Consider the following 25,752-nt stretch of genomic DNA (forward strand, 5'->3'; position numbering starts at 1 on the left):
TAGGGCGCCCCAATTGATTCTAGTGATGATGTCCCACATGTGAATGTGAGTGATCACTCGGCTCGGGGGCCCGGTTAATCCCGCAATCGGGGGTATCACAGTGCTGATATTCCATCTGAATGGTCACGTGACCAATCCGATAGTGCTCCAGCAAATAGGCCTGAATACGGCGCAGCAGGCCATCATGGTCGTGTGGCGGTATCACCTGCGCATGCAGCGTCATCAATTTCTGTTCACCAATCTGCCACACATGGACGTGATGAATATTGCGCACGTCCGGAATATTCAGGCACAGGTCTTTTTGCAGCTTGTTGATGTCCACTTCCTGCGGCGTGCCTTCCAGCAGTTCGTGGAAGCTCTCTTTCAGCAGCCGCCAGGCGCTGCGTATCACCAGACAGGACACCAGTACCGACAATATCGGGTCAATCGGTGTCCAGCCGGTGGTCAGGATCACAATGGCGGCGGCGATGGCACCCACCGACCCCAGCAAATCCCCCAGCACATGCAATGCGGCAGCTCGCACATTGATATTCTTCTCTTCGCTGCCGCGGTGTAGCAGCCAGAAGGCGAACAGGTTAGCCAGCAGACCCGCTATGGCGATAATCAGCATTGGCGTACCCATCACCGGCTGTGGCTCGAAGAAACGCCGTATCGCCTCCCACAGGATGAATACCACGATCACCAACAGCGCCGCGGCGTTGAGGAAGGCCGCCAGGGTGGTCAGGCGCAGATAACCGAAGGTGTGGCGGGCGTTGGGCTTACGCTGTGAGAAGTGGACCGCCATCAAGGCCACCAGCAGCGCGGCGGCATCGGTGAGCATATGGCCGGCATCCGCCAGCAGCGCCAGTGAACCTGAAATTAACCCGCCGGCCACTTCGGCAACCATAAAGACCGCGGTGACTAAAAAAGCGGTCAGTAGGCGTTTACTATTACTGTCTTTTGGCAGGTGTACGTGTGGGGTGTCCGACATTATTCATCCTTATCCATAGCAAAATACGACTTGTCAGTGCTGACCAGATTATCCAGATCTATCAGTATCTGTTCCACTAACTTACTCAATTCAGTATAGGAGGCCTGAATAAATATTCCTTCACGGCCGCTGTCCGCCAGTTGTTGGCACAGGTTGGCCGCTGCAGGCTGTTGCAACATCAGCAGGCTGCCCTTGATGCGATGCGCGGTTTGCGCCAGGGTTGGCCAGTCCTGATTCTGTGCCGCCAACTCAAGCCGTTGCCGGTCTTCCCGCAGCGTCTCCTGCAGCATTGTGGCCAAACGCAGGATCATCGGTCGCTCATTGCCGGCCATATCGACCAGGGTTTGCTGCAGGTCAGTAAGGACTAACTGCTGCTCCATCGCCTGAGGTTGCTGCGGTAGTGCCTGAGCTATTGCGGCCAGGGAAATTGGCTTGGTTAAAAAGCGATCTATCGCCACCAGCCCCGGTGGGATGCGGGTAAATTCCTGCACGTCGGCCGAGCAGAGAATGATCTGGCAGGCCGGGCGCTGATGGCGTTGTTCGTCGCGGCGTATCAGCCTCGCCAGCGTCAGGCCGTCCGGACGCGGCATATTGTAATCGATAAACAGCAGGTCAAACGGCTGCTGACGGTGGGCCTGCAACAGCTTATAGCCCTGCTCGAACAGCGTTGGCTGCAGGCCGAAGTGGCGCAATTGCCGCTCCATCAACAGCAGGTTGGTGGGGTGATCGTCGATCAGCGCTACGCGCAGGGGGGGCGGCGGCAAATTGGGTGGTGTGTCGGCCTGCTGAGTCGAGGGATCGACAGCGACCTGGCTTACCGGCACGGACAATGTCACCTGGGTGCCGATGCCGAGTTGTGATTGCAACGCGATTTGACCGCCCATTTGTTCGATAATCTCTTTACAGATAGACAGCCCCAACCCGGTCCCCTGAACGGATACACGCTGTGCACCGCGTGCGCGATAGAACGGCCGGAAGAGTTTATCTATCTCATCGGTGGCGATACCACAGCCGCTGTCGGCTACCGTCAGCCACAATTCCCCCTGCGGTGGATCCTGCTCATGCCAACCGATATTCACCTGAATGGTGCCACGCAGCGTGAACTTAATTGCATTGTTTATCAGATTGTTAGCTACCTGAAGTAAACGCTCACCATCAATGAGGACAGCGGCCGGCAGGTTGTCGGCCGCGCTGACGTTTAGCGTCACCGGGCGTTCGCCGATCAGCGGTTGATAAAGGGCGTTGATGTGGGCTATCCAGGGTTGCAGCGCCACGCTCCTGGGCACCAGCGTCAACGAACCGGTTTCCAGCCGCGCGTGATCTTGCAGGTCATTGAGCAGGTTAAGCAAAGACGACGCCGAACTGTAAATCACCGGCAAGCCCTCCGGCGTAGGCTGGCGTTTGAGCTCCAGTTCCAGCAGGCCGAGAATGGCGTGCATTGGCGTGCGCAGTTCATGGCTGACGGTGGCCAGAAACTTGCTCTTCATCCGGTTCTCGGCTTCGGCATGCTGACGAGCCTGTTCGATGACCTCACGCTCACGTTTTTCCCGACGTTGCAGGATGAAGCGGCGCAGGGTCAGCCCCAGCAGCAGCAGGATCGCCGCCGCCAACAGCGCCAGCAGCCAGGTGGTTTGCGGCTGCATGCGGTTTTCATTTACGGCATCAATCAGGTTGCTGCGATCGACAATCCATTCATCACGCAGCGATTGCAGCGTTTCAGACGGGATTTGCATCAGATTTTTATCGAGAATAGCCAACAGCAGCGGCTGATCCTGCCGTACGCCGAATGCCACCGGATAGGCGATGTTATTGGCCGCGAACGCCAGCTTTATCGCGCCGGAATAACGTGACAGGGCGACGAAGTTTGCCGAGATCACATTATCCACCAGCGCATCCAGTTGGCCGTTGGCCAGGGCGTCATACATGGTCTTGCTGTCGGCAAAACGGATCAACTCTTTGTTGGCCGGAACCAGGCTTTGCGCCAGATCACCCTGCAGCACGCCGATGCGTTTACCGGCCAAATCGCTCCAGGTGGAAATGCCGTTGGCCTGCTGACCAACATAAACTCCCCACAGCGAACGGTGGATCGGCATACTGGCGCTGTAGTGTGCTTTAACACTGCGTGCCAACGGCAGGGCGGTTCGGAAACTGGCCTGCCCGGATTGCACCAGTTGGTCGGCCTGCTCGGCGTTGCGTGCCCAAAGTGGCATAAAGCGTAGCCCGGTGTTCTGCGCGACGATATTCAGAATATCGATGGCGTATCCGCGCGCCTGTCCGCCGGAACCGCGGTAGGCGAACGGAAAATTATTCTCGATGGCGGCGTAATAAACGGTGGGATGGGTCGCTACCCAGTTTTTTTCCATCTGGGTCAGATCGGCATTGCCGGTATCGAGATAACTGGGGATCTTTTTGCTCCAGCGGCTCTGAAGGGCGTTCATATACTCCATCGGGGTATCGGCGATGGCCAGGTTGAGCGTCTCGATCAGCGTCGGGTTGGCGGAGGCAAATACGAATGACAAATTTCCGAGGTTAACGGTACTTTCAATCTGATAAAGCTGACCGAGCTGTAACTGGTCAATAATAAAACTGGCGCTGGCTTCGTCGGCAATAAAGTAGTCGCTGCTGCCGTTGAGCAAGGCATACACCGCCTGCAGATTGTTGTCGTACCGCTGCACGTGCGAGGACACCGCCTGCAACGCATGACCAGCCTGCATATCGGTCAGGGTGCTGATCGCCACCCGAGCATTGCTGGAGTTGAGCATCACCTGACGATCGTTGCTGCGGTCCCGCAGCACACGCAAATTACTGACGTAATAAGGCTGCGAAATCTTCAGGCTGTGCAGCGCTTCATTCTGCGGAATGCCATACACCAGATCGATAGTACCGTCATGCAGCGCCTGCTCAAGCTGGGCCAGATCGGCAAAGCCGTAAATCTGAAAGTGAATGCCGGTAACCTGCTGAACGTAAAAAAGATAGTCGGCGTTCAAACCGTAAAAATCGTCATCCACAATGATGTTATAGGGACTGGTGTTTTCACTGATAATGCCGACATGCAAGGTGGTATCGCGCCAGGGGTTTTTCTCACTGGCGATCAGCATATCGAGCGGGATATTCAGGTTGCTGACCAACTGATAACGTACCGGCTGCGCCGCCTGTGCGACGTTGCCGAGGCTGAGCAGCAGGGTTAACAGCAACAGCAGCCCACGCATCATGGCGTCAGCTCTTTAAATACCGCCACCAGCTCCAGCAGGTTGCTGGCGCCAGTCTTGCGCAAAATATTCTTTTTGTGGGTGCTGACGGTCTTGTTGCTGATGCTCAGCATCTCGGCAATTTGCAGATTGGATAACCCTTTGCTGAGCAACCCGAGAACCTGCAGTTCTTTTGGCGTCAGCAACGAACCTTCTGTCGGCTGGGTGTCTTCCGCTATCGCCGCAGCAGGAAAGCTCAACTCGCCGCCCAGCACGGTTTCAATGGCCTGCACCAGCTGTTCCAGTCGGTTGCCCTTGTGGACAAAGCCGTTGGCGCCGGCCGCATAGGCCATACGGGCATAAATCTCTTCTTCCTGGGCGGTATAAATCAGGATCGACTGCTGTGGGTAATGGCGGCGAATTTTTTTCAGCAACTGCAGGCCGTCCACTTGCGGCAGGCCGATATCGAGGATCACCAGTGCAAAGTCGGCTGCGGCCAACTGGGTCAACGCCTGTACGTCATCCTGGACCGCCTGCAGGTGGTAAGGGCGGGAGGACTTGATTAGCGCCGCTTCCAGTGCGACATGAACCACCGGGTGGTCATCAACTAATAACAATGAGGGCATGGTTTGGCTCGGGTAACGGATCCTGGCCGCTAGCATAACCAAAAAGGAGCCACTGTGCTCTCCCGATGAAACAGCATAATCTACTGTTAATCCGGACGTTCATTCTGCAGGCGGCAAAGGTGATTTACAGCGTTATCCTCACAGGCTAAATTGGTCTGATCTACGCTCTGCGAAATAACGCCTCTCGATACCGAATGGAAAAGTGATGAACTACCTAAATGACGATTTACGCATTAAAGAAATTAAGGAACTCCTGCCACCGGTGGCCCTGTTAGAAAAGTTTCCAGCCACTGAACGTGCAGCAGAGACGGTGTCACAGGCACGCAATGCCATTCATCAGATCCTACGTGGCAGCGACGATCGCCTGCTGGTGGTGATCGGCCCTTGCTCGATCCACGATACCAAGGCCGCCAAAGAGTACGCTGGTCGTTTACTGGCGTTGCGTCAGGAACTGAGCGGCGAGCTGGAAGTGGTAATGCGCGTTTATTTTGAAAAACCGCGTACTACCGTTGGCTGGAAAGGTCTGATTAACGATCCGCAGATGGATAACAGCTTCCAGATCAACGACGGCCTGCGTTTGGCTCGTAAGCTGCTGCTGGATATCAATGACTCTGGCCTGCCGGCTGCCGGTGAATTCCTCGACATGATCACCCCGCAGTATCTGGCGGATCTGATGAGCTGGGGCGCGATCGGCGCACGTACTACCGAATCCCAGGTGCACCGTGAGCTGTCTTCCGGCCTGTCTTGCCCGGTTGGCTTCAAAAATGGCACCGACGGCACCATCAAGGTGGCGATTGATGCCATCAATGCCGCCAGCGCGCCGCACTGTTTCTTGTCGGTTACCAAATGGGGCCATTCGGCCATTGTTAACACCAGTGGTAACGGCGACTGTCACATCATTCTGCGCGGCGGCAAAGAGCCGAACTACAGCGCGGCACACGTGAAAGAAGTCAAAGAAGGCCTGGTCAAAGCGGGTCTGTCTGCACAGGTGATGATCGACTTCAGCCACGCCAACAGCAGCAAGCAGTTCAAAAAGCAGCTGGAAGTGAACGCAGACGTCTGCCAACAGATTGCCGGTGGTGAGAAGGCGATTATGGGCGTGATGATTGAAAGCCATCTGGTGGAAGGCAACCAGAACCTGGAAAGCGGCGATCCGCTGGTCTACGGCAAGAGCGTCACCGACGCCTGCATCGGCTGGGAAGACACGGAAACCGTTCTGCGCGAACTGGCGGAAGCGGTTAAGGCGCGTCGCGCCTGATAAAACAGGGCTCAGTTTGCGGAATCTCTATGGAATCTATGGGCCACCTGTTTTGCAAGACGAATTTTGAGGGGCCGGCGGTTTTGCTTAAGTCGACCCGATGTCTGTCGGGAAGTGCTTCCTTTATCCGATGAAAGCCGCTTGCGTCATCAATACGCGGTTTTTGCCAAACAGCGTATAATTTGCATATTATTCAAATAAACAGTGGGTTAGCGATTTATGCGTTAACCCACTGTTACTTGATAAACCCGGCGTCGGTAACTTACTACCACCCATGCACTTCTGCAATTTTCCATTGGCGGGTTACCGGAAGGAGGTCAGGGGGTAAAGCGTGATAGCCTTCTTGATACTTGGCTATGGGCGCATGGATAATTGACGCAAGTCGGGAGTGAAGGGTATTTTCTTGCTATTACTATGTCAGAGATGGTTTTTATTCAGGTTTGCTCTTTATTATTTCCTCATTTTCTTTTATATGGTATTTTCCGCTATCCAGGATAAAAGACATACCAGTATTTTTATTTTATCTCACCATGATAATAAAATTCTCACCAATACATTTAAATTTTTTCATATCATCAAAACATCGTCCGTCATACTTGCCTTCTTCTTTATAACCTTCACCAAAATCCCAAAAGGTGATAGAAAAGAATCCATCTGATGCAGGTTCTGGGGTTTTATATTTCTCTTTTAACATTTCTTTGTTATTTAACCACCAGTTTATCTTTCCTTTATCGGTAAAAGGGAAGTTTTTAACTAAAACTGAGCTGAATTCCCCATCTTTATGGACAGCCACAATTTTTACAGGACGCAGTGACAACCAGAGGACGTAACCGAGCAATGTGCAGATAATCAGGAGTAGTGTACAAAGAGTTTTCTTATTTTGAACTTTCATTGCGCGCTCCGGTAATATCTACAGTGGTTTACATATTTATCATACTTGGCTATGGTGGCATTACAGAAGTGAAGGGAATTTCTCCTCCTTCACTTCGGGAGGATAACAGACTTATTTATGATAAATTTTCATAATTCTCCCATCTTTTTTCATGCGATATATTCCATCATGTACGGTAAATAAAGTATCATTGCTTAGGTTATTCTCAACTGAGAAGACTCTATTTTTATCAATGCAGTTAAATTTGGTTTTCATATCATCGAAACACATTCGGTCATACTTTCCTTCTTCTTTATAACCTTCGCCGAAGTCCCAAAATACTATAGTGAATAAACCATAAGGTGCTGCTTTTGGTATGTTATACATGGTGTTTAATCTATCTTTATTTTCTATCCACCAGTTTATTTTACCTTTGTCAGTGAAAGGGAAATTTGTTACTAGCACATCACTGTAATTGTTCCTCTGATGGATATCTACTATTTCAATTTTACGATTAGATAACCAGATAAAATAAAAAATCAGAGCGAAGCCGATCAGGAGTAGTGTGCAGATAGTTTTCTTATTTTTAACTTTCATTGCTCGCTCCGGTAATCTCTACAGTGGCTTCCATATTGGTCATAAAGGGTTTAAATCCAAACATATTGTATCGCTGAAGCACAAACCAGATGCGGAAAAAACGAAGCCGGTTAAATTTAGAGTTTGAAATATCGTCACCGTCCAGGCCGAAGTGATCCTGTACTTTGTAATGCACAATCGCACGGTAGCGGTCATTATCAATCTGTAGTGACTTTATGGTGATATGTGTTGCCCAAGTGTCGTGAACAGTGATGCCCATGCCGTTAAAATTATCCTGGAATCTATCAAATTTAGGTAACTTTCCTCCAAGGATAGCATTGTTTAGTTCATTTTTATTTTCTATTGGATAACATTTATTTTCCCAGTCTATATTTTGGCTTAAAGATTTACCCAATAATAAGCGTGAGCTATTATCTGGCGATCTGTCACTCAAAATATGCTCCTTCAAAGCCGCATCCAGATGCGTACTGGTGAAGGGTGAACCCTTGCCATTCTGCATATGGGTGATCATCTTTTCGATCAGCGGCTTGTAGGGACCGTATACGGAGAAAGGCTGCGAGAGGTGACGGAATTCATCAAACAGAATTTTGGCGCACGCCTCACGGGTAATTTTCTCGTCCTCTCCACGGGAACCACGCGCCAGCGATTGCGGCTGGCTGAACGGGGTGATTTTCGTCAAGGTGAACGGATTAACCCTGGCTGAGATGTCGGCTAGATTAAATGTATTTTTTAACTGTGATTCGTTTAAATCACCGCAGCGCATATCCTCCGCGCCATAGTCGTCCATTCGTTTTTGGGTTTTGAATATAGTGCAGGGAAACTCTAGTGCTGACATGGTGATACATTCCTTGTGTCGTCGTCCATTGCAGTCCTTATCCATGGATACTAGGTCATGACCGACTGCAGTGTAAATGTTGAGCAATTCTCCCTGTCGGCGTACCGAAAGGGAGGGCAGGCTGTGCCATTTTTCTCTCCGGCGGAGTAGCGCCTGGCGTAAACGGGAAAAATGAGAATTCTCTTACTGCCTCTATACGATAAATTAAATTTTATTTGTGTTGTATTTTTACTATTTCATCATTGTGGTTTAAACGATAATCGCTGCCATCATATACAACAAAGGTAGTACCCATGTTTCTACTATGATCCACAGAGAAAATTGCATTTTTATCAATGCAATTTTTCTGTGTTTTCATATCCTCAAAACATAACCTGTCATACTTATCTTCTTCCTGATACCCTTCACCAAAGTCCCAAAATATTACTGTGTAAAAACCATCCGAAGCAGGTTTGGGTATGTTATATTTCTCTTTCAATATCCCTTTATTTTTTAGCCACCAGTTTATCTTTCCTTTATCGGTAAAAGGAAAGTTTCTTACTAAAACAGAACTATAGTTATTTCTCTGATGGATGGATATGATTTCTACTGGACGTGATGATAACCAGAATAAATAACTAAGCAGAACGAAACCAATCAGTGATAGCACCGCTAGGATTTTTTTATTTTTTTCCTTCATTCCGTCCCCCGGTAATTTCTACAGTGGCTTCCATATTGGTCATAAAGGGTTTAAAACCAAATTGACGATATCGCTGGAGTACAAACCAGATACGGAAAAAACGAAGCCGGTTAAATTTCGATTTTGAAATGTCATCACCGTCCAGGCCGAAATGATCCTGTACCTTGTAATGAACCATGGCTCGGTAGCGGTCATTATCAATCTGTAGTGATTTTATGGTGATATGTGTTGCCCAGGTGTCGTGGACAGTAATTCTCATGCAATTAAAATTATCCTGGAATCTGTCAAATTTAGGTAATCGTCCAAAGGATACAGCATCCGTTAATCTACCATTATTATCTAACGGATAACATCTATTCTCCCAGTCTATATTTCTGTCAAAAGCAGTTCCTAACAAAAGTCGTGTACTATTTTTAGAATTGTCACTAAGAATATGCTCCTTCAAAGCCGCATCCAGATGCGTACTGGTGAAGGGTGAACCCTTGCCATTCTGCATATGGGTGATCATCTTTTCGATCAGCGGTTTATAGGGACCGTATACGGAGAAAGGCTGCGAGAGGTGACGGAATTCATCAAACAGAATGCCTCACGGGTAATTTTCTCGTCCTCTCCATGGGAACCACGCGCCAGCGATTGTGGCTGACTGAATGGGGTGATTTTCGTCAAGGTGAACGGATTAACCCTGGCCGAGATATCGGCCAGATTAAATGTATTTTTTAACTGTGATTCGCTTAAATCACCGCAGCGCATATCCTCCGCGCCATAGTCGTCCATTCGTTTTTGGGTTTTGAATATAGTGCAGGGAAACTCTAGTGCTGACATGGTGATACATTCCTTGTACGTCGTCCATTGCGATCCTTTTATCCATGGATAATAGGTCATGACCGACTGCAGTGTAAATGTTGTTCAATTCTCCATGCGTAGATTCGGATTTTTGGCCGTTTCCGGACAGAAGGCCATAACGTTTATAATCGCTATTCTCTTAACCTCTCAGCAGAATGCCATCAAACTTATGTTTTTCATATTGGCTATCTGTGCTTGATACTCTCGATCCGCATGTTTATAGGCTGCGAAACTTGCCGGATTGAATTACTGGTCATTGCTCCGAATAGGGGGCTAGCCCCTGTAACTGCATCGAATTCAGACATAAAAAAATCCGGAGTCAGGGGGCTGACTCCGGATTGTCTTTTACTGCCGGGATCGTTCAAACATTCTTAAGCGATCTGCATTACCGGCCAAACCGGGATCAACGGGCGAAAATTACTTCGCTTTACCCTGGTTTGCCACGGCGGCCGCTTTAGCAGCGATCTCGTCGGCATTGCCCAGATAGTAACGTTTGATTGGCTTGAAGTTCTCGTCGAACTCATACACCAACGGCACGCCGGTTGGGATGTTCAGTTCGAGGATCTCGTCTTCGCTCAGGTTATCCAGGTATTTCACCAGCGCACGCAGGGAGTTGCCGTGAGCAGCAACGATAACGCGCTCGCCACTTTTGATGCGTGGCAGGATTTCTTCATCCCAGTAAGGGATCACGCGATCGATGGTCAGCGCCAGGCTTTCGGTCAGTGGCAGCTCTTGCTCGGTCAGCGCGGAGTAACGTGGGTCGTGGCCTGGGTAGCGCTCGTCATCTTTGGTCAGCTCTGGTGGGGTAACGGCGAAGCCGCGACGCCATTGCTTAACCTGCTCGTCACCGTATTTTTCTGCGGTTTCAGCCTTGTTCAGACCCTGCAACGCGCCGTAGTGACGTTCGTTCAGCTTCCAGGATTTTTCAGTCGGCAGCCAGGCTTGATCCAGTTCGTCCAGAATGTTCCACAGGGTGTGGATAGCACGCTTGAGTACGGAAGTGTAAGCAAAGTCAAAAGCGAAACCTTCGTTTTTCAACAGTTCGCCTGCAGCTTTCGCTTCGGTGCGGCCTTTCTCGGACAAATCAACATCATACCAACCGGTGAAGCGGTTTTCGTTGTTCCACTGGCTTTCGCCGTGACGCACCAGAACCAGCTTAGTTACAGCCATAGCTTAACTCCTTAATAATCTGACATTTCAATGATAACGAAAATCATTATATTGCCGCGGCCGGTGGCTCGGCAATCGATAGTGTTTAACCATAGCCAATTTCTTGCCGCAAAGTAAGTGCTGTGCCGAGGAAAAGCTGAATCGATCAGGCGGACGCCGGTTGGGAGTGCAGCACGGCTAAAGGGAATTCAGCCGTGCCATAGGAGCAGGGGGATCAGGCCGATTTTTTCAGGCAATTGCTCATAAAGGTTTTACGTGCGTCGCCCGTCAGGCTTTTGGTCTTGGCGTCGGCGTTACAGTTTTTCATTTTCTGCTGCTGCGGGGTCAGGGTTTTGGTCGCAGTGGTGCCTTCAGATTTCAGGCAGGTGCTCATAAAGGTAGAGCGGTCTGCACCTTTCAGCGTTTTGCTGGTGGCCTGTTGATTACAATCGGTCATGCGTTTCTGTTGTGCAGCCTGCGCCGGGGATGGCGTTTTTGCCGCAGTGTCGGCAGCCATCAGGTTGGTGCTCAGCAGTAAACCTGCCAGTAATGGAAGTGCAGTAATCAGACGCATAGGTGTTCCTTCAGCTATTGACCGGCCGGGGTGGCCGAAAATTGTGACCTTGCACAAGGTGTTGTGCTTATCACCGTAGCCTGATTCTAGTGCTCACTTTGGAATAAGGAAAGGCAGTCGCCTGTGGGGCGGAAGGGTAAAAAGGTAAGCATTTATAACAAACGGCCCCTGGCCGCGTGGCAAGGGGCGTAGCGGGTCAAATAGGATAAAACTGATAATGGGTGGCACTGAGATATTGCTGCCCTGGCTGCAACCAACAGTTGGGTTGCGGCCACTCCGGATGGTTTGGGCTGTCCGGCAAAAACTCGCTTTCCAGCGCCACACCGGCGTAATTGGCATAGCTGCCGCCGTCACGCGCCGGAGTACCGCCCAGATAATTGCCGCTGTAGAGCTGCAACGCCGGTGCGCTGGTGAACACGCTCATTTGCACCTGGCCATCGGCCGACCACAGGTGGGCTGCCGGGCAATCGAGTGCGCCACAGGTACGGTGTAGCAGATAGGCGTGGTCGTAGCCTTTTACCCGTTGCTGGTCGCGATCGCTCAAAAAATCCTGCAGCAGGGTTTTCGGGCGACGGAAGTCCATACCACTGCCTTCCACCGGAGTAAGGGAGGCGCTGGGGATACCCTCGCTGTCGACCGGCAGATAGCGGTTGGCAAACAGCTGCAGCCGCTGGTGGCGGGCATCGGTGCCGGCACCGTCCAGGTTGAAGTAGGCGTGGTTGGTCAGATTAACCGGACAGGCGCAGTCGGTGCGTGCCTGATAGCTGATTTCCAGGCGATTATCGGCGGTGAGGCGGTAGTTGACCTGCACGTCGAGGTTACCGGGAAAACCCTGGTCGCCGTCTGGCGAATGCAGCGCGTAGCTCACCTGCTGTTCATCCTGTTGAACAATCCGCCAGCGACGGGTGTTGAAGCCTTCCGGCCCGCCGTGTAATTGGTGTTCCCCCTGATTGGCCGCCAGCGGATGCGGCTTGCCATCAATCAACAGGCTGGCGTTAGCTATACGGTTGGCATAGCGGCCGACGGTAGCCCCCAGATAGGCTGCCTGCTGCAGGTAATCCGCCGGTGTCTGGCAACCCAGCAGCAGTTCACGCGTTTTGCCTGATTTCAGCGGTAGCACGGCGGAAAGCCAGGTAGCGCCCCAATCCATCAGCGTGACCGTCATTCCGCCGGCGTTTTTCAATTGGGTCAACTGGTAAGGCTGGCCGTCCGGAGCCAGCGTCTGGCTGTCGCTTAGCATGTTCCGGCCCCTTCTGATGCTTTGCAGACATAAAAGGTTTCTTTCAGCCCGTTGGTCTGCAACGGATATTCGTGCGCCACGGTTTCGCGGACCGACTCCACCAGCGCCAGCGGCATCAAGGCCACGATACAGCCGCCAAAGCCGCCGCCGGTCATGCGTACACCGCCGCGATCGCCAATAACCGCTTTAACGATCTCTACCAGCCGATCAATCGGTGGTACGGTAATTTCAAAGTCATCGCGCATTGAGGCGTGTGACTCCGCCATCAATTTGCCCATCAGTTTCATATCACCGGCGGCCAGCGCATCGGCTGCGGCCAGGGTTCGATCGTTTTCGCTGATCACGTGGCGCGCTCGTTTGGCAACGATCGGATCCAGTTCATGCTGGATCCGGAAAAACAGATCCGGGCTGACGTCGCGCAGCGCCTTGACGCCGAAGAAGCGTGCGGCCTCTTCACACTGCTCGCGACGAGTGTTGTATTCGCTGTCCACCAATCCGCGTTTCACATTGGAATTGATAATCACCACGGCAATATCTTCCGGCACCGATACCGCCCGGGTCTCCAGTGAGCGGCAATCGATCAGCAACGCATGGTCTTTCTCGCCGAGAGCGGAAATCAACTGATCCATAATCCCGCAGTTACAGCCGACGAACTGGTTCTCCGCTTCCTGACCATTGAGCGCCAGTGCTACGCCATCGAGCTGCAGGGCATACAGCGCCTGCATGGCCTGGCCAACGGCAACTTCCAGTGAGGCGGAAGAACTGAGGCCGGCGCCCTGTGGCACATTGCCGGAAATCACCAGATCCGCGCCGCCAAAATCGGCGTTACGCTGCTGCAGGTGTTTGATTACTCCGCGTACATAATCGGACCAACGTTGATTCGGATGGCTGACGATCGGGCTGTCGAGCGAGAATTGATCCTGCTGGCCTTCGTAATCGGCAGCGATTACCCGGATCTGACGATCGTCGCGTTTGGCGCAGGCGATCACCGTCTGATAGTCAATGGCGCACGGCAGCACAAAACCGTCGTTATAGTCGGTGTGTTCGCCGATCAAATTCACCCGGCCAGGGGCCTGAATAGTCAGCGTGGGCGCGTAGCCAAAACGTTCGGTAAACAGGGTATGGGTAAGGTTCTTCAAACTCATTTTTTGGCTCCGGCTTCACGGTAATGAATATCGCTAACGGCACGCAGACGTTCTGCGGCCTGTTCTGCAGTCAGATCACGCTGGGTTTCCGCCAGCAACTCATACCCCACCATAAATTTACGCACCGTGGCGGAACGCAGCAGTGGCGGATAGAAGTGGGCATGCAGCTGCCAGTGGCGGTTATCCGCATCATTGAACGGCGCGCCGTGCCAGCCCATGGAGTAGGGGAAGGAACATTGGAAAAGGTTGTCGTAGCGGCTGGTGAGCTTTTTCAGCGCCAGCGCCAAATCGCTGCTCTGTGCGGCGCTGAGATCGGTAATGCGTTGCACTGCGGTTTTTGGCAATAACAGCGTCTCAAACGGCCAGGCGGCCCAGTAAGGAACGACCGCCAGCCAGTGCTCGGTTTCCACCATCGTGCGGCTGCCGTCAGCCTGCTCGCGCTGCACGTAGTCCAACAGCATTGGGGATTGGTGCTGCTGGAAATACTCGCGCTGCAGGCGATCCTCATGTTCAGCTTCATTGGGCAGGAAACTGTTGGCCCAAACCTGACCATGCGGATGTGGGTTGGAGCAGCCCATCGCCGCGCCTTTATTTTCAAATACCTGCACCCACGGATAGCTGCGTCCCAAATCGGCGGTCTGTTCCTGCCAGGCGGCGATCACGCTTTCCAGGGCTGGCAGCGTTAGCTCCGGCAGGGTTTTGCTATGATCGGGGGAGAAGCAGAGCACCCGACTGGTGCCGCGCGCACTTTGGCAACGCATTAACGGATCCTGACTCTCCGGCGCTAGCGGGGTGTCCGTCATCAGCGCGGCAAAGTCATTGGTGAACACATAGGTGTTTTGATAATCCGGGTTTTTATCACCGGTGACGCGGGTATTCCCCGGGCAGAGGAAGCAGTTCGGATCGTGCTGGGGCAGTGTTTCAAGCTGTGCGGCTTCCTGCTGGCCCTGCCAGGGACGTTTGGCGCGGTGCGGTGATACCAATACCCATTGACCGGTCAGCGGGTTGTAGCGGCGATGGGGATGATCGATGGGATTAAAATCCGTCATGACGGTTCCTTTTTCTTGGTCGCTACGGCTGATTGTAATCGCTTTCATATACCGCTAACGCACCTTTAACTCAGGTAAATGGATAACTATGGCCAAAAATATAGCATGCCCTTTGGAGTAAAAAGGTGATCCAGAGCGAAAAATGGAATCGTTTACACAGCATGGCACAACCAGAAGTACCACCAATACAGTAGGAACAATAGGGGAGTGAAATAACAGTCAGAAAGAAGTGATAGCGTTTTCACCGGCAGGGGGTGACCTGCCGGTTCTGAGGATCAGGGATGCTGGTACAGCGGATAAGTGAACAGCAGCAGATGGGTCAGATTAAGCCCGAAGTGGAACAGAATCGGCACCCACAGACGGCCGCTCCACATCCACGCAATCCCGTAAATCAGTCCGGCAAGCGTAGCGAAAGCCACCATCAGCATACCGCCGGCCAGATGCGCTGCGCCGAAGATCAGTGCCGCGATAATCAATGCCGGCCAGGCACCCAGCCATTGGCTAAGACGTTGCTGCAGATAGCCACGGAACAGGGCTTCTTCGGCCATACAGACAAAGAACAGGTTGGCCATGACAAACGCCAGGATCCAGGCTGGGGCATGCAGTTCAACCTTCAGGCCGCCGAGCGCCACCGCCAACAGCAGCAAGGCCGGGACGCTGATAATCAGCGCGATCCAACCGGATTTGCTCGCGCTTTTACCGGTTTGCGCGGTAAACAACGTAGGCAAACAGGCAAACAGCAGGAAAGGTACCAGCGCCTTGTCGAAGTTGTAATACATGGTAAACGGCGCGCTCAATGGGCCGGCTTTATCACCGTCAATCATCAACTGGTTATGGAACCCAGGCACCCAATGCAGGAATAGCGCCACACAGCTTGCGACCACCAGCACTTCGAGTGCAACCGCCAGATTACGCTGAGCACGAAAATGGTGTCGCAATCCTGCAAGAGCGACAATACCTAATAAACACGCCAGGCTGAGTGGGGTCAGTACCCCATGGTACATCCCCATTCCTGCCGATGCTGCCAGAATTACCCAGGCAATAAGCCGGTTAAATGGCAAAAAGAATAACGCCGTAGCCAGTACGCCCCACATAACTATGTCCCTTAAAAAAATGTACACGGTGCCCATTACCGAAGGCAATCATTGCTTTATCGGTGTGCTAATGATCGGTGAGTTGGGCACTATTTTGGATAGTAGCATAGTGAAATGACAATAGGTTGCATCACCCCTTTGAGCGTGAGCGCCGCTGGCGGTCATTTAAACGCGCAGCAAGGCCCGAGTCGTGAGGTTTGGTGGGCCAAATAAGCAACTCGTAACACAGGTGCGCGTTCAAATGGCCTCAGCCCTTCGGGTCTGCGACGGCGCCACGCACAAGGGGGAGATACAACCTGGTGGTCTGGGCAGTGGGTCAAATAGTGCGTTCAGCCCTTCATCCAGGCCGATGAACGAGTGATTTCCGCCAGATTTTGCAGAATATCCAGACTCTGCTGGTGCATCTCCAGAGTCGGTGCGGCGCACAAGTCCTGCAAGATGCTGACCTGAAAACCCGCGTCGTGCGCCTGTCTGGCGGTACTCTCTATTGCCAACGGGGTACTGACGCCGCCCAGCAACAAATGATGGCAGTGATGCTGCTGCAGCCAGGCTAACAAATTGTTACCGGCAAAGGCGCAAACTCCGTTCTTTTCGAACTGAAAATCTGCCGGTAAGACCTGCAAATCCTTATCCCACTGGCAACCCGGGTTGCTTAAACGCAGCGCACCGATCTGTTTTAGGTGGTTGAACAGCGGAGAGTGGGCGGGAATATCGTGATAGTCATCGGCAAAGCCGATGCGCACCCAAATCACCGGAATTTTTCGTACCCGAGCGTAAGCCGCCGCGGCATTGGTGTTGGCGATCAGATTTTGCGCGATCGCCTGTTCACGGCAATGATTTGCACGTCCTTTGGGGCCAATCAGATCGTCGATAAGATCGATAATAATCAGTGCGGCGGACATAGTGTCTCCAGAAACGAATCCTTTCCCCTTATGATAAAAGGCCAAATGTGATGTGTTACCGGGGAAGTGTTGCCGGATATGTCGTCGGATGAGTGGTAAAGCCACCCATCCGGATTTTTCAGATTAGTGTATCGCGTTGGTAGCGGTAGCCGTCGCCGTCAGGCACAAAGCTCAGGCGGTGGGTAATACTCTGTGGCGCGTCCTCTGCATGGTGCGAAACAAACAACAGCTGGGTTGCGCCCTGGCCGATCAACACGTCGACAAAACGGCGCACCAACTGGCGATTGAGCGGATCCAACCCCTGTAGCGGTTCGTCGAGTATCAGCAGCGCCGGGTGCTTGACCAGCGCGCGGGCAATCAATGCTAACCGCTGCTGGCCCCAGGACAGGCTGTGGAACGGGACTTCACTCTTTGAGCCGCCCAGTCCCAGCAGTGCCAACCATTGGTCGGCCAATTGCCGCTGGCGATCGGACACTGCCTGATAAATGCCAATCGAATCGAAGAAACCGGACAGGATGACGGTACGCACGCTGGCGCTGACGCGGTAGTCCAGGTGCAGGCTGCTGCTGACGTAGCCGATATGGCGTTTGATATCCCAGATGGTTTCCCCGCTGCCGCGACGGCGGCCGAACAGGGTGAGATCGTTACTGTATCCTTGAGGATGATCGCCGGTGATCAGGCTGAGCAGGGTGGATTTACCGGCGCCGTTCGGGCCGACGATCTGCCAGTGCTCACCGGGGTTAACCTGCCAGTCGAGATGATTGAGGATCTGTTGATCGTTATAGCTGACCACGCCATCGCGCAGGGTGATTAATGGTTGGTCTGCTGGCAGCGTGGTTTTTTGCGCCGGATCCTCGGTTTCCGGCAGCGACAGGCCATCCAGGTTTTCACTGTGTGCCAGTTGAGCGACCAGTGCGTCTGCCATCACCTGCTGCCGCGTTCCCTGGCTTGCCAAAGTACAGTCTGCCAAGACGCCCACCTGACGGATAAAATCCGGTACTTCGTCAAAACGGTTGAGTACCAGCACCAGGGTATAGCCATGCCCCGAAAGGTCGCTCAATAGCGCCGCCAATTGCGCACGCGAATTGACATCCAGCCCGTCAAAAGGCTCATCAAGGATCAGCAGGTCGGGTTGCGGCATCAGCGCCCGACACAGCAAGGTTTTGCGGGTTTCGCCGGTAGAAAGATATTTGAAGCGGCGTGACAGCAGCGGGGTAATACCGAACTGTTCGGCCAACTGCGCGCAGCGGGCTGGGTCCTTGAGTTCTTCCTGAATGATTTCCGCCACGGTGCGGCCGGTATCTTCTTCGCCAGGGCTAAGCAGGTCGGTGTTGTTGCGTTGCCATTCGTCGCTGACCAGTTTTTGCAACTGCTCGAAAGATATACGCACCGCATGGCGGAAATCGCTGCGCCGCTCGCCGCTCAATAACACCAGCTCATCGGCCAGTGCGCGAGCCAGGGCTGATTTACCGCTGCCGTTGGCGCCGACAAAGGCCCAGCTGTCGCCAGCCTGAATATCCAGCGTATCCAGCGTCAGGGTGCGGGTATCGCTTAAGCGGAATGAACCTTGCGAAATGTGCAACGACGACATCACCTGTTCCTTTTTATGCAATTATTTTGTTTAGAAATAGGCGCATTGCGGGGTGATGTCAATCGGCAAAAATGCAACGTTACGTTGCGTTTAACACAACGTGGCGACAATCACCCGATCGGCGTTAAACAAGGCGTATACCGCGCTGCCGGGCTGCAGTTTAAGCTGCTGTAACTCCGGGGTGGTCAGGGTGGAGCACAGGATTTCGCCCCCGGTTAGCCTGACCAAAACTTCGCTGTGATCGGCACCTGGCTGGATACTGGCCACCATGCCTGACAGTGAGTTGTCTGCCGCGCCGGCCAGTGCCGGATCGGTGCTCAGCTTTACCCACGGCGCTTTAATCAGCGCCAGCACTTCCTTGCCGGGCGAGAGCTGCAGCCGATCGGCGCTTTGTTGGGTAATGGCTGCGCTGAGGCGGGTTTTGCCGTCATTAAGTAAAATATCCAGATGTTGCTGCACTTGCTGATGGTCGCGTTCGATCACCGTACCGAAAAATTGGTTGCGCGCGCTGGTTTGCAGCGAAAAACGTGAGATGGCCGCCAGCAGGCTGTCGAGAGGCAGGTTGTCTTGCTGCAGTACGTCGAAGGCTTTTTGCTGAATCTGCCCCAGCAGATCGTAAAGCTGGATCAGCCGCTCACCATAATGGGTTACCTGGGCACCGCCGCCGCCTTTGCCGCCGGTAGCGCGTTCCACCACTGTCTGCTCTGCCAATTGGTTCATTTCGTTAATCGCGTCCCAGGCACTCTTATAGCTGATGCCTGCCAATTTAGCCCCCTGACTGATGGAGCCGGTGTGTCGGACCTGCTTAAGCAGCGCGATACGGCGCGGATCGGCGAACAGTTTTTGCTGGAGTTTTAGAGTAAGAAGAATTTCGGCCTGCATAACACGTCCTGTCGGCTGCAAAAGGGTTATTGTCGCTGATTTGTGGGCAAAGCGCCAAATGGCACGTTTGGCCGGTTACAAATTTCGCCCTGTCTTTAAAATAACCACGTTTTAGTGTGTATTTTGGTTTAAAGTAAAACACAGATAGCGGTGTTAATTACCGCTCAATGGCAGTTAAGTGAGGCTATCATGATGGATTTATTGATAAGTTTGCTGTTTGCCGTAGTGATGGTGCCAATTGTCATGGCCATCATTCTCGGTTTGATCTACGGTTTGGGCGAGGTGTTCAACGTCTTCTCCAAAGCGGGCCATGCTAAAGAGAACCGCACCTAGTACCACCTCTCTTCTATACTCTATAGCTTTCAAGTTGCAGCTAGGCGGCCAGCTTGCCCATCTCCAGGTACTTACTCGAGATCGTCCCTGGGGTGAGCAAGTGCAGATAACAACGCTGCAGCTTGAAAGATGACGGGTATATACCCGCCGGCGTGGTTCGGCGGGTATTTCTCAAGTTATCTCCCACTGTGCCGATAAACCGCATGACAAGCTTCTGTGTGACGTTATATTATTTTTTATATAACGAAGGGTGATAATGCACGTTAACTTGCGGAGAAAACAATGAAACAGCAATGGACCAAGTGGGTCGGCGGTATCGTATTGATGTCCGGTATGGTTATGCAGGCTTCTGCGGCGGAAAAAGTGACCGTTTTTGCAGCGGCGTCGTTGACTAACGCCTTGCAGGACATCGCAACGGAGTACCAGAAGGGCAAGGATGTTCAGGTCGTCTCCTCATTCGCTTCTTCTTCCACGCTGGCACGCCAGATAGAGCAGGGCGCTCCGGCCGATTTGTTCATCTCCGCCGATCAGCAGTGGATGGATTATGCCATCGACAAACAGCAGATGGTCAAAGACACCCGCTATACCTTACTGGGTAACGAATTGGTGCTGATCGCTGCCAAAGATGCCAAACAGGCTAAAATTACGCTCGATAAGCAGACTGACTGGACGAAGCTGCTCAATGGTGGCCGCCTGTCGGTAGGCGACCCGGATCACGTACCGGCCGGTATCTATGCCAAGGAAGCACTGCAAAATCTGGGGGCCTGGACTGCCCTGGAGCCTAAACTGGCACGTGCCAACAACGTACGCAGTGCCATGACGTTGGTGGAGCGTGGTGAAGCGCCGCTGGGCATTGTTTATGGCTCAGACGCGGTAGCCAGTGATAAAGTCAGCGTAGTGGCCATCTTCCCGGAAGACAGTCACAAACCGGTTGAATACCCGATGGCCATCGTGAAAGGTCATCAAACACCGGCCGCCAGCGCGTTCTACAGCTACCTGAAGAGCCCGGAAGCGGCGGCTATTTTCAAACATTATGGATTCTCCCCGCGTAAATGATTTTGAGTGAGTACGAGTGGCAGGCGGTTGAGCTGAGCCTGAAAGTGTCCTCCGTTGCAGTGGTGTTCAGTTTACCTTTTGGCATTCTGATGGCCTGGGTGTTGGTCCGCTGTCAGTTTCCCGGCAAGTCGCTCCTGGACGGTATTATTCACCTGCCGCTGGTGCTGCCGCCGGTGGTGGTGGGCTATTTATTGCTGATCTCCATGGGGCGGCGCGGGGCGGTCGGTGAATGGCTGTACCACTTGTTCGGTTTCAGTTTCAGCTTTAGCTGGCGCGGTGCCGCACTGGCTTCCGCAGTGATGGCGTTTCCGTTGATGGTACGCGCCATCCGGCTGGCGCTGGAGGCGGTAGATACTCGTCTGGAACAGGCGGCCCGTAGTCTTGGTGCCAACCCATGGCGGGTATTTTTTACCATTACCTTGCCGCTCTCGCTACCGGGATTGATCGTTGGCGTAGTGCTGGGTTTTGCCCGTTCGCTGGGTGAGTTCGGCGCTACCATTACCTTTGTTTCCAATATTCCCGGCGAGACGCGTACCATCCCGTCGGCAATGTATACCCTGATTGAAACGCCGGGGGCGGAATCTGCCGCCGCACGCCTGTGCGTGATTGCCATTGTGCTGTCACTGGTTTCACTGATGGTTTCCGAGTGGCTGGCCCGCTGGGGACGCAAACGGATGGGTGTATAAATGCTGGAGCTGGATTTTTCCCAACGCCTTGGCGATCTGAACCTCAACGTGCGCGCCGAGCTGCCTGCTCAGGGCATTACCGCGATTTTTGGCCTGTCCGGCGCCGGTAAAACCTCACTAATCAATGCCATCGGTGGCCTGACCCGCTTACAGCAGGGGCGTATCGTGCTCAATGGCCGCACGCTGGTGGATACCGAGCGTGGCCTGTGCCTGCCGCCGGAAAAACGCCGCATTGGCTACGTGTTTCAGGACGCGCGTCTGTTCCCGCATTACCGGGTGCGCGGCAACCTGCAATACGGTATGGCGGCCGGTATGCGCGCGCAGTTCGACAGTATTGTCGAGCTGCTGGGCATCGGTCCGTTGCTTAATCGTCTACCGTTGACGCTGTCTGGCGGTGAAAAACAGCGGGTGGCGATTGGTCGCGCCTTGCTGACCGCGCCGGAGTTGCTGTTAATGGACGAGCCGCTGGCCTCGCTGGACATGCCACGCAAGCGCGAACTGTTGCCCTATCTGGAACGCTTGGCGCAGGACGTTAATATCCCCATTCTCTACGTCAGCCACAGCATGGACGAAATTCTGCGCCTGGCGGAACAGGTGGTGGTGCTCGATAGCGGCCAGGTGAGAGCGTTCGGCGGGCTGGAAGAAGTGTGGGCCAGCAGCGCATTGCGGCCCTGGTTGCAGCGAGAGGATCAGAGCAGCGTGTTACGCGTCAGCGTGATTGAACATCACACGCGTTATGCGATGACGGCGCTGGCACTGGGTGATCAACGTTTGTGGGTCAGCGGTGTCGACGCCGCCCTGGGTGCCCAACTGCGTATCCGTATCAACGCCGCCGATGTTTCGCTGGCGTTGCAACCGCCGGTCAACAGCAGTATCCGCAACGTCTTGCCGGCCAGGGTGACCGAGTGCCTGGAGGTTGACGGGCAGGTGGAGGTGAAGCTGGCGGTAGGAGAAAGCGTACTGTGGGCGCGGATTACGCCGTGGGCGCGAGACGAACTGGCGATCCGGCCGGGGCAGTGGCTGTATGCGCAGGTGAAAAGCGTGTCGATCAGCCGCGAAGCGCGTTGAATTCGGCCCTCCCGGTGGGGAGGGCAATGGCATTACTGACCCAAAACTCGAGTGCGGATGACTTCGGCAATACCCGGCTGCAGGTGATCGGCAATCACCAGATCGGCACGTTGTTTGATGGCGTCATCGGCATTGCCCATCGCGACGCCCAGGCCTACCGCTTCCAGCATGCTGAGATCGTTGTAGTTATCCCCGAAGGCCACCACCTGGCTCATGCTTAAACCCTGCGACTCTACCCATTGCTGCAGGCGTTTTCCTTTGCTGTTACCGCCTTTGGCAATATCGACCTGATCGTGCCACGACCATTCGCAGGCCAGCCCCAGCTCTTTTTCTACCGTTTCGGCGAAGCTACGCAGCGCAGGAATATCGGCGTGCGAGGTGGCGAACTTCCAGATCGACTGCGCATCATCGGCCGCCTGAACCAGGCTGTTAACCTGCAACAGCGTTGGGCGTTGCGCCGGCGGCAGGGTTTCGGACCAGGCCAATGAACGGGTGACGTGACCGCTCGGCTCCTGATACAGCATGGCGTCGTCTACGTACATCAGGCCATGAATGCCGCTTTGTTTCAGCATCTGCAACACCAGCTTGGCCTGATCTTTTTCCAGCGGATCGGCCGCCAGCACTTTTTTCTGCTGGAAGTCATACAAATAGGTGCCGTTACAGCAGATTGCCGGAGTGTCTATCTCCAGCGCCTGATAGAACGGGTGGATCGCCACATGATGGCGACCGGTGACTACCACTACCTTGATGCCGGCGGCGCGCGCCTGGGCCAGGGCTGCCAGCGACTGCGGTAAAATGCGTTTTTGGTTGTCCAGCAAGGTGCCATCCAGATCGAGGGCAATGACGCGGTAGCTCATAGGGATCTCATTATCGTTAGCAACAAAATTAAACCGATAGTACACCGGATAAGCGACGGATAAAACCGCACAGATTTCATCTGCAACGCGTCACGGATGTGAGGTAAGCTAGGGGAAACCGAAAAACCTGAAACCGGTTTCTCTTTTACCCTGTTCAAGGAGAATACATGAAGCAAATCGTTTATGTCGCCAGCCCGGAAAGCCAACAAATTCACGTGTGGCAGTTAAGCGACGCGGGTGCGTTAGAGCTGCTGCAAACCGTCGAGGCCCCGGGCCAGGTGCAACCGATGGCGATCCACCCGGACAGAACGCATCTGTACGTGGGTGTGCGCCCGGCTTTCGGTATTGTCAGCTATCGCATTGAGTTGGACGGCAGATTGCAACAGGCCGGTATGGCTCCCTTGCCTGGCAGTCCGACCCATATTTCTACCGATTTGCAGGGGCGCTATCTGTTTTCCGCTTCTTACAGCGGCAACTGCGCCAGCGTCAGCCCTATCGGCCATGACGGCGTGGTGGTAGCGCCTATCCAGCAGATCGACGGTTTGACCGCTCCGCACTCGGCCAATATCGACCCGACCAATCAACTGTTGCTAGTCCCCTGTCTGAAAGAAGATCGCATCCGCCTGTTTAATCTGGACTTGCAAGGCGAACTGACGCCACACAGCCAGGAAGCGGTGGCGACTGCCAGTGGTGCCGGCCCACGTCATATGGCATTCCACCATAACGACAAATATGCGTACTGCGTCAATGAGTTGGATGGAACGGTAGACGTGCTTGCCATCAGCGAAAACGGCGGCAAATATACTCTGGTGCAAACGCTGGATATCATGCCGGCTGATTTCAATGGCACCCGCTGGGCGGCGGATATTCATATCACGCCGAACGGCCGCTACCTGTACACCAGTGACCGCACCGCGAGTATCCTGACTATTTTCAGCGTGTCCGAAGATGGCAGCACCTTATCGGTGGTGGGTTATCATCCGACCGAAGAGCAGCCGCGCGGCTTCAATATCGACCACAGTGGTCGCTTCCTGATTTCATCCGGCCAGAAGTCCGGTCATATTGGGGTGTATGAGATTGATCAGGCCAGCGGCAAGCTGACCACATTGGCACGGTACCCGGTAGGCAAGGGCCCGATGTGGGTAAGTATTTTGGCTAAGTAAAACTTGGGGGCGAAGACATTCGCCCCTTTTTTTGCCAAAAAATCAGCTGTATTTCACCGTCAGCGTAGCGCTGCCGAGGCTATGGAAGTGCACGTTAAAACCAACCAGTGCGCCGCTGGAGCCTTCATCCACCTCAATGCTCTCTACGTCCAGCGCATGCACGGTGAAGTGATAGCGGTGACTTTCGCCCTGCGGTGGGGCCGCGCCGCCGTAACCGGCAGAACCAAAGTCGGTGCGGGTCTCAATAGCACCGGCCGGTAAACCGCCTTTGCCGGAGCCTGCACCGGCCGGCAGTTCACGCGTTGCCGCCGGGATATTGGCCACCACCCAGTGCCACCAGCCGGAGCCGGTTGGGGCATCGGGATCGTATACCGAAATCACGAAACTCTTGGTGCCTTCCGGCACGCCATCCCAGGCCAGATGGGGTGACAGATTATTACCGTGATAGCCCATGCCGTTAAACACCTGACGCTCCGGCATTTTTGCGCCGTCCTGCAACTCATTGCTGTACAAACGAAAAGTCATGGTGATTCCCTGTTGTCGGTAAAAGCAGAGCCCCTAAGCTAGACTGTTTTGCCGGAACAACACAAGCTGCATTGTATCTCGCCAGTAGCCTGATCTATGAGTTACCATAATTAACTGCGAAGCTACATTCGCGATAATTATCATTCACAGTTCGATATAAAGTAATCATGATTTCATTCAAAAAACGCACGCCGTGGTTTGGCTGGCTGCGCCGGTGGGCCAGGGGTGTCAAGCGCGACATTTATGCATTGTGGCTGGCTGCTCGCGACCGGCGCACACCCTGGTATGCCAAATTGGTCGCTCTGCTGGTTGCGGGTTATGCGGTATCGCCGATAGATTTGATCCCGGATTTTGTTCCGGTATTGGGCTATCTGGACGATGTGATTATCGTGCCGCTGGGCATTATGCTGGCGGTGTGGCTGATCCCCAAACCGTTGATGGTGGAGTTTCGCGAGAAAGCACAACGACGCATTGATAATCCAACCGGCCGGATGGCGGCGGCGATGATTATTTTGCTGTGGGTGGGATGCCTGGTGTGGCTGGCCCGTTATCTGGACCAGCATTGGTAAGC

Annotated in this window: 24 protein-coding genes and 2 pseudogenes; 7 read left to right on the forward strand and 19 right to left on the reverse strand. The window is 53.6% G+C overall.

Translation table 11 applies throughout. The features are described from left to right. Positions 1 to 19 precede the first annotated feature (19 nt). The 3 genes from zitB to ACUTSU_RS05460 are packed head-to-tail and all read right to left on the reverse strand — an operon-like array spanning position 20 to position 4,784. Entirely contained in the window at positions 20 to 970 is a 951-nt protein-coding gene (gene zitB, locus ACUTSU_RS05450) for a CDF family zinc transporter ZitB (RefSeq protein WP_445649848.1), read from the reverse strand. Next, positions 970 to 4,182 (reverse strand): ATP-binding protein, encoded by a 3,213-nt coding sequence (locus tag ACUTSU_RS05455; protein ID WP_445653853.1) that lies wholly within the window; start codon positions 4,180 to 4,182, stop codon positions 970 to 972. Before ACUTSU_RS05455 ends, zitB begins: the two co-directional genes overlap by 1 nt. Further along, on the reverse strand, positions 4,179 to 4,784 hold the full coding sequence (locus ACUTSU_RS05460; protein ID WP_445649850.1) for a response regulator: 606 nt from the start codon (positions 4,782 to 4,784) through the stop codon (positions 4,179 to 4,181). The genes ACUTSU_RS05455 and ACUTSU_RS05460 overlap by 4 nt, the downstream gene beginning before the upstream one ends. Before the next feature lie 205 nt (positions 4,785 to 4,989). Here ACUTSU_RS05460 and aroG point away from each other — a divergent pair, with 205 nt between their 5' ends. Beyond that, on the forward strand, positions 4,990 to 6,042 hold the full coding sequence (aroG, locus tag ACUTSU_RS05465; protein ID WP_445649851.1) for a 3-deoxy-7-phosphoheptulonate synthase AroG: 1,053 nt from the start codon (positions 4,990 to 4,992) through the stop codon (positions 6,040 to 6,042). Between the two features lie 430 nt (positions 6,043 to 6,472). Here the strand turns inward: aroG and ACUTSU_RS05470 are convergent. From ACUTSU_RS05470 to modE, 14 genes and pseudogenes are all read right to left on the reverse strand, one after another. Beyond that, positions 6,473 to 6,934: pseudogene (locus tag ACUTSU_RS05470) on the reverse strand (DUF943 family protein). Between the two features lie 111 nt (positions 6,935 to 7,045). Further along, on the reverse strand, positions 7,046 to 7,510 hold the full coding sequence (locus ACUTSU_RS05475; RefSeq protein ID WP_445649853.1) for a DUF943 family protein: 465 nt from the start codon (positions 7,508 to 7,510) through the stop codon (positions 7,046 to 7,048). Further along, complete coding sequence (locus ACUTSU_RS05480) at positions 7,500 to 8,345, reverse strand: YPO3983 family protein (RefSeq protein ID WP_445653854.1); 846 nt, start codon at positions 8,343 to 8,345, stop codon at positions 7,500 to 7,502. Before ACUTSU_RS05480 ends, ACUTSU_RS05475 begins: the two co-directional genes overlap by 11 nt. Before the next feature lie 211 nt (positions 8,346 to 8,556). After that, on the reverse strand, positions 8,557 to 9,024 hold the full coding sequence (locus ACUTSU_RS05485) for a DUF943 family protein (RefSeq protein WP_445653855.1): 468 nt from the start codon (positions 9,022 to 9,024) through the stop codon (positions 8,557 to 8,559). Continuing rightward, positions 9,008 to 9,846, reverse strand: a pseudogene (locus ACUTSU_RS05490) (YPO3983 family protein). The gene ACUTSU_RS05485 and the pseudogene ACUTSU_RS05490 overlap by 17 nt, the downstream one beginning before the upstream one ends. Before the next feature lie 438 nt (positions 9,847 to 10,284). After that, complete coding sequence (gpmA, locus tag ACUTSU_RS05495) at positions 10,285 to 11,037, reverse strand: 2,3-diphosphoglycerate-dependent phosphoglycerate mutase (RefSeq protein WP_012005722.1); 753 nt, start codon at positions 11,035 to 11,037, stop codon at positions 10,285 to 10,287. 214 nt (positions 11,038 to 11,251) lie between these two features. Continuing rightward, the gene (locus tag ACUTSU_RS05500) at positions 11,252 to 11,590 is read right to left on the reverse strand and encodes a PsiF family protein (protein ID WP_445649854.1); all 339 of its coding nucleotides are present in this window, start codon (positions 11,588 to 11,590) and stop codon (positions 11,252 to 11,254) included. Between the two features lie 196 nt (positions 11,591 to 11,786). Further along, positions 11,787 to 12,830 (reverse strand): galactose-1-epimerase, encoded by a 1,044-nt coding sequence (gene galM / locus ACUTSU_RS05505; RefSeq protein WP_445649855.1) that lies wholly within the window; start codon positions 12,828 to 12,830, stop codon positions 11,787 to 11,789. Then, entirely contained in the window at positions 12,824 to 13,975 is a 1,152-nt protein-coding gene (galK, locus tag ACUTSU_RS05510; RefSeq protein ID WP_445649856.1) for a galactokinase, read from the reverse strand. The genes galM and galK overlap by 7 nt, the downstream gene beginning before the upstream one ends. Beyond that, complete coding sequence (gene galT, locus ACUTSU_RS05515) at positions 13,972 to 15,024, reverse strand: galactose-1-phosphate uridylyltransferase (RefSeq protein ID WP_445649857.1); 1,053 nt, start codon at positions 15,022 to 15,024, stop codon at positions 13,972 to 13,974. The genes galK and galT overlap by 4 nt, the downstream gene beginning before the upstream one ends. Before the next feature lie 275 nt (positions 15,025 to 15,299). Beyond that, on the reverse strand, positions 15,300 to 16,118 hold the full coding sequence (locus tag ACUTSU_RS05520; protein WP_261090049.1) for a CPBP family intramembrane glutamic endopeptidase: 819 nt from the start codon (positions 16,116 to 16,118) through the stop codon (positions 15,300 to 15,302). Positions 16,119 to 16,447: 329 nt separating this feature from the next. Continuing rightward, positions 16,448 to 17,020, reverse strand: coding sequence for a cysteine hydrolase family protein (locus ACUTSU_RS05525; protein WP_445653856.1), 573 nt, complete (start codon positions 17,018 to 17,020; stop codon positions 16,448 to 16,450). Between the two features lie 118 nt (positions 17,021 to 17,138). Further along, on the reverse strand, positions 17,139 to 18,611 hold the full coding sequence (gene modF, locus ACUTSU_RS05530; RefSeq protein WP_445653857.1) for a molybdate ABC transporter ATP-binding protein ModF: 1,473 nt from the start codon (positions 18,609 to 18,611) through the stop codon (positions 17,139 to 17,141). Positions 18,612 to 18,701: 90 nt separating this feature from the next. Then, positions 18,702 to 19,493 (reverse strand): molybdenum-dependent transcriptional regulator, encoded by a 792-nt coding sequence (gene modE / locus ACUTSU_RS05535; protein ID WP_445649860.1) that lies wholly within the window; start codon positions 19,491 to 19,493, stop codon positions 18,702 to 18,704. Positions 19,494 to 19,682: 189 nt separating this feature from the next. Between modE and ACUTSU_RS05540 the strand changes: the two genes are divergently transcribed. From ACUTSU_RS05540 to modC, 4 genes are all read left to right on the forward strand, one after another. Further along, entirely contained in the window at positions 19,683 to 19,826 is a 144-nt protein-coding gene (locus ACUTSU_RS05540; RefSeq protein WP_445649861.1) for an AcrZ family multidrug efflux pump-associated protein, read from the forward strand. A 282-nt stretch (positions 19,827 to 20,108) separates the two neighbouring features. Next, complete coding sequence (modA, locus tag ACUTSU_RS05545; protein WP_445649862.1) at positions 20,109 to 20,882, forward strand: molybdate ABC transporter substrate-binding protein; 774 nt, start codon at positions 20,109 to 20,111, stop codon at positions 20,880 to 20,882. Then, complete coding sequence (modB, locus tag ACUTSU_RS05550; protein ID WP_445653858.1) at positions 20,879 to 21,568, forward strand: molybdate ABC transporter permease subunit; 690 nt, start codon at positions 20,879 to 20,881, stop codon at positions 21,566 to 21,568. Before modA ends, modB begins: the two co-directional genes overlap by 4 nt. Continuing rightward, positions 21,569 to 22,636: a molybdenum ABC transporter ATP-binding protein ModC gene (gene modC / locus ACUTSU_RS05555; RefSeq protein WP_445649864.1), complete on the forward strand. Its 1,068-nt coding sequence runs from the start codon at positions 21,569 to 21,571 to the stop codon at positions 22,634 to 22,636. It begins immediately after the preceding gene. Between the two features lie 32 nt (positions 22,637 to 22,668). On the opposite strand, the gene ACUTSU_RS05560 is transcribed toward modC, so the two are convergent. Beyond that, on the reverse strand, positions 22,669 to 23,493 hold the full coding sequence (locus tag ACUTSU_RS05560; protein ID WP_445653859.1) for a pyridoxal phosphatase: 825 nt from the start codon (positions 23,491 to 23,493) through the stop codon (positions 22,669 to 22,671). 167 nt (positions 23,494 to 23,660) lie between these two features. Here ACUTSU_RS05560 and pgl point away from each other — a divergent pair, with 167 nt between their 5' ends. Further along, positions 23,661 to 24,656 carry a 6-phosphogluconolactonase gene (pgl, locus tag ACUTSU_RS05565; RefSeq protein WP_445649866.1) on the forward strand — a complete coding sequence of 332 codons (996 nt, stop codon included), beginning with the start codon at positions 23,661 to 23,663 and terminating at the stop codon, positions 24,654 to 24,656. A gap of 42 nt (positions 24,657 to 24,698) precedes the next feature. Here pgl and ACUTSU_RS05570 read toward each other — a convergent pair whose 3' ends face one another. Continuing rightward, positions 24,699 to 25,181, reverse strand: coding sequence for a kinase inhibitor (locus ACUTSU_RS05570; RefSeq protein ID WP_445649867.1), 483 nt, complete (start codon positions 25,179 to 25,181; stop codon positions 24,699 to 24,701). A gap of 167 nt (positions 25,182 to 25,348) precedes the next feature. Between ACUTSU_RS05570 and ACUTSU_RS05575 the strand changes: the two genes are divergently transcribed. Beyond that, positions 25,349 to 25,750 (forward strand): YkvA family protein, encoded by a 402-nt coding sequence (locus tag ACUTSU_RS05575; RefSeq protein WP_445649868.1) that lies wholly within the window; start codon positions 25,349 to 25,351, stop codon positions 25,748 to 25,750. The last annotated feature ends 2 nt before the right edge of the window (positions 25,751 to 25,752 follow it).

This window comes from Serratia sp. NA_13 (assembly GCF_052691735.1).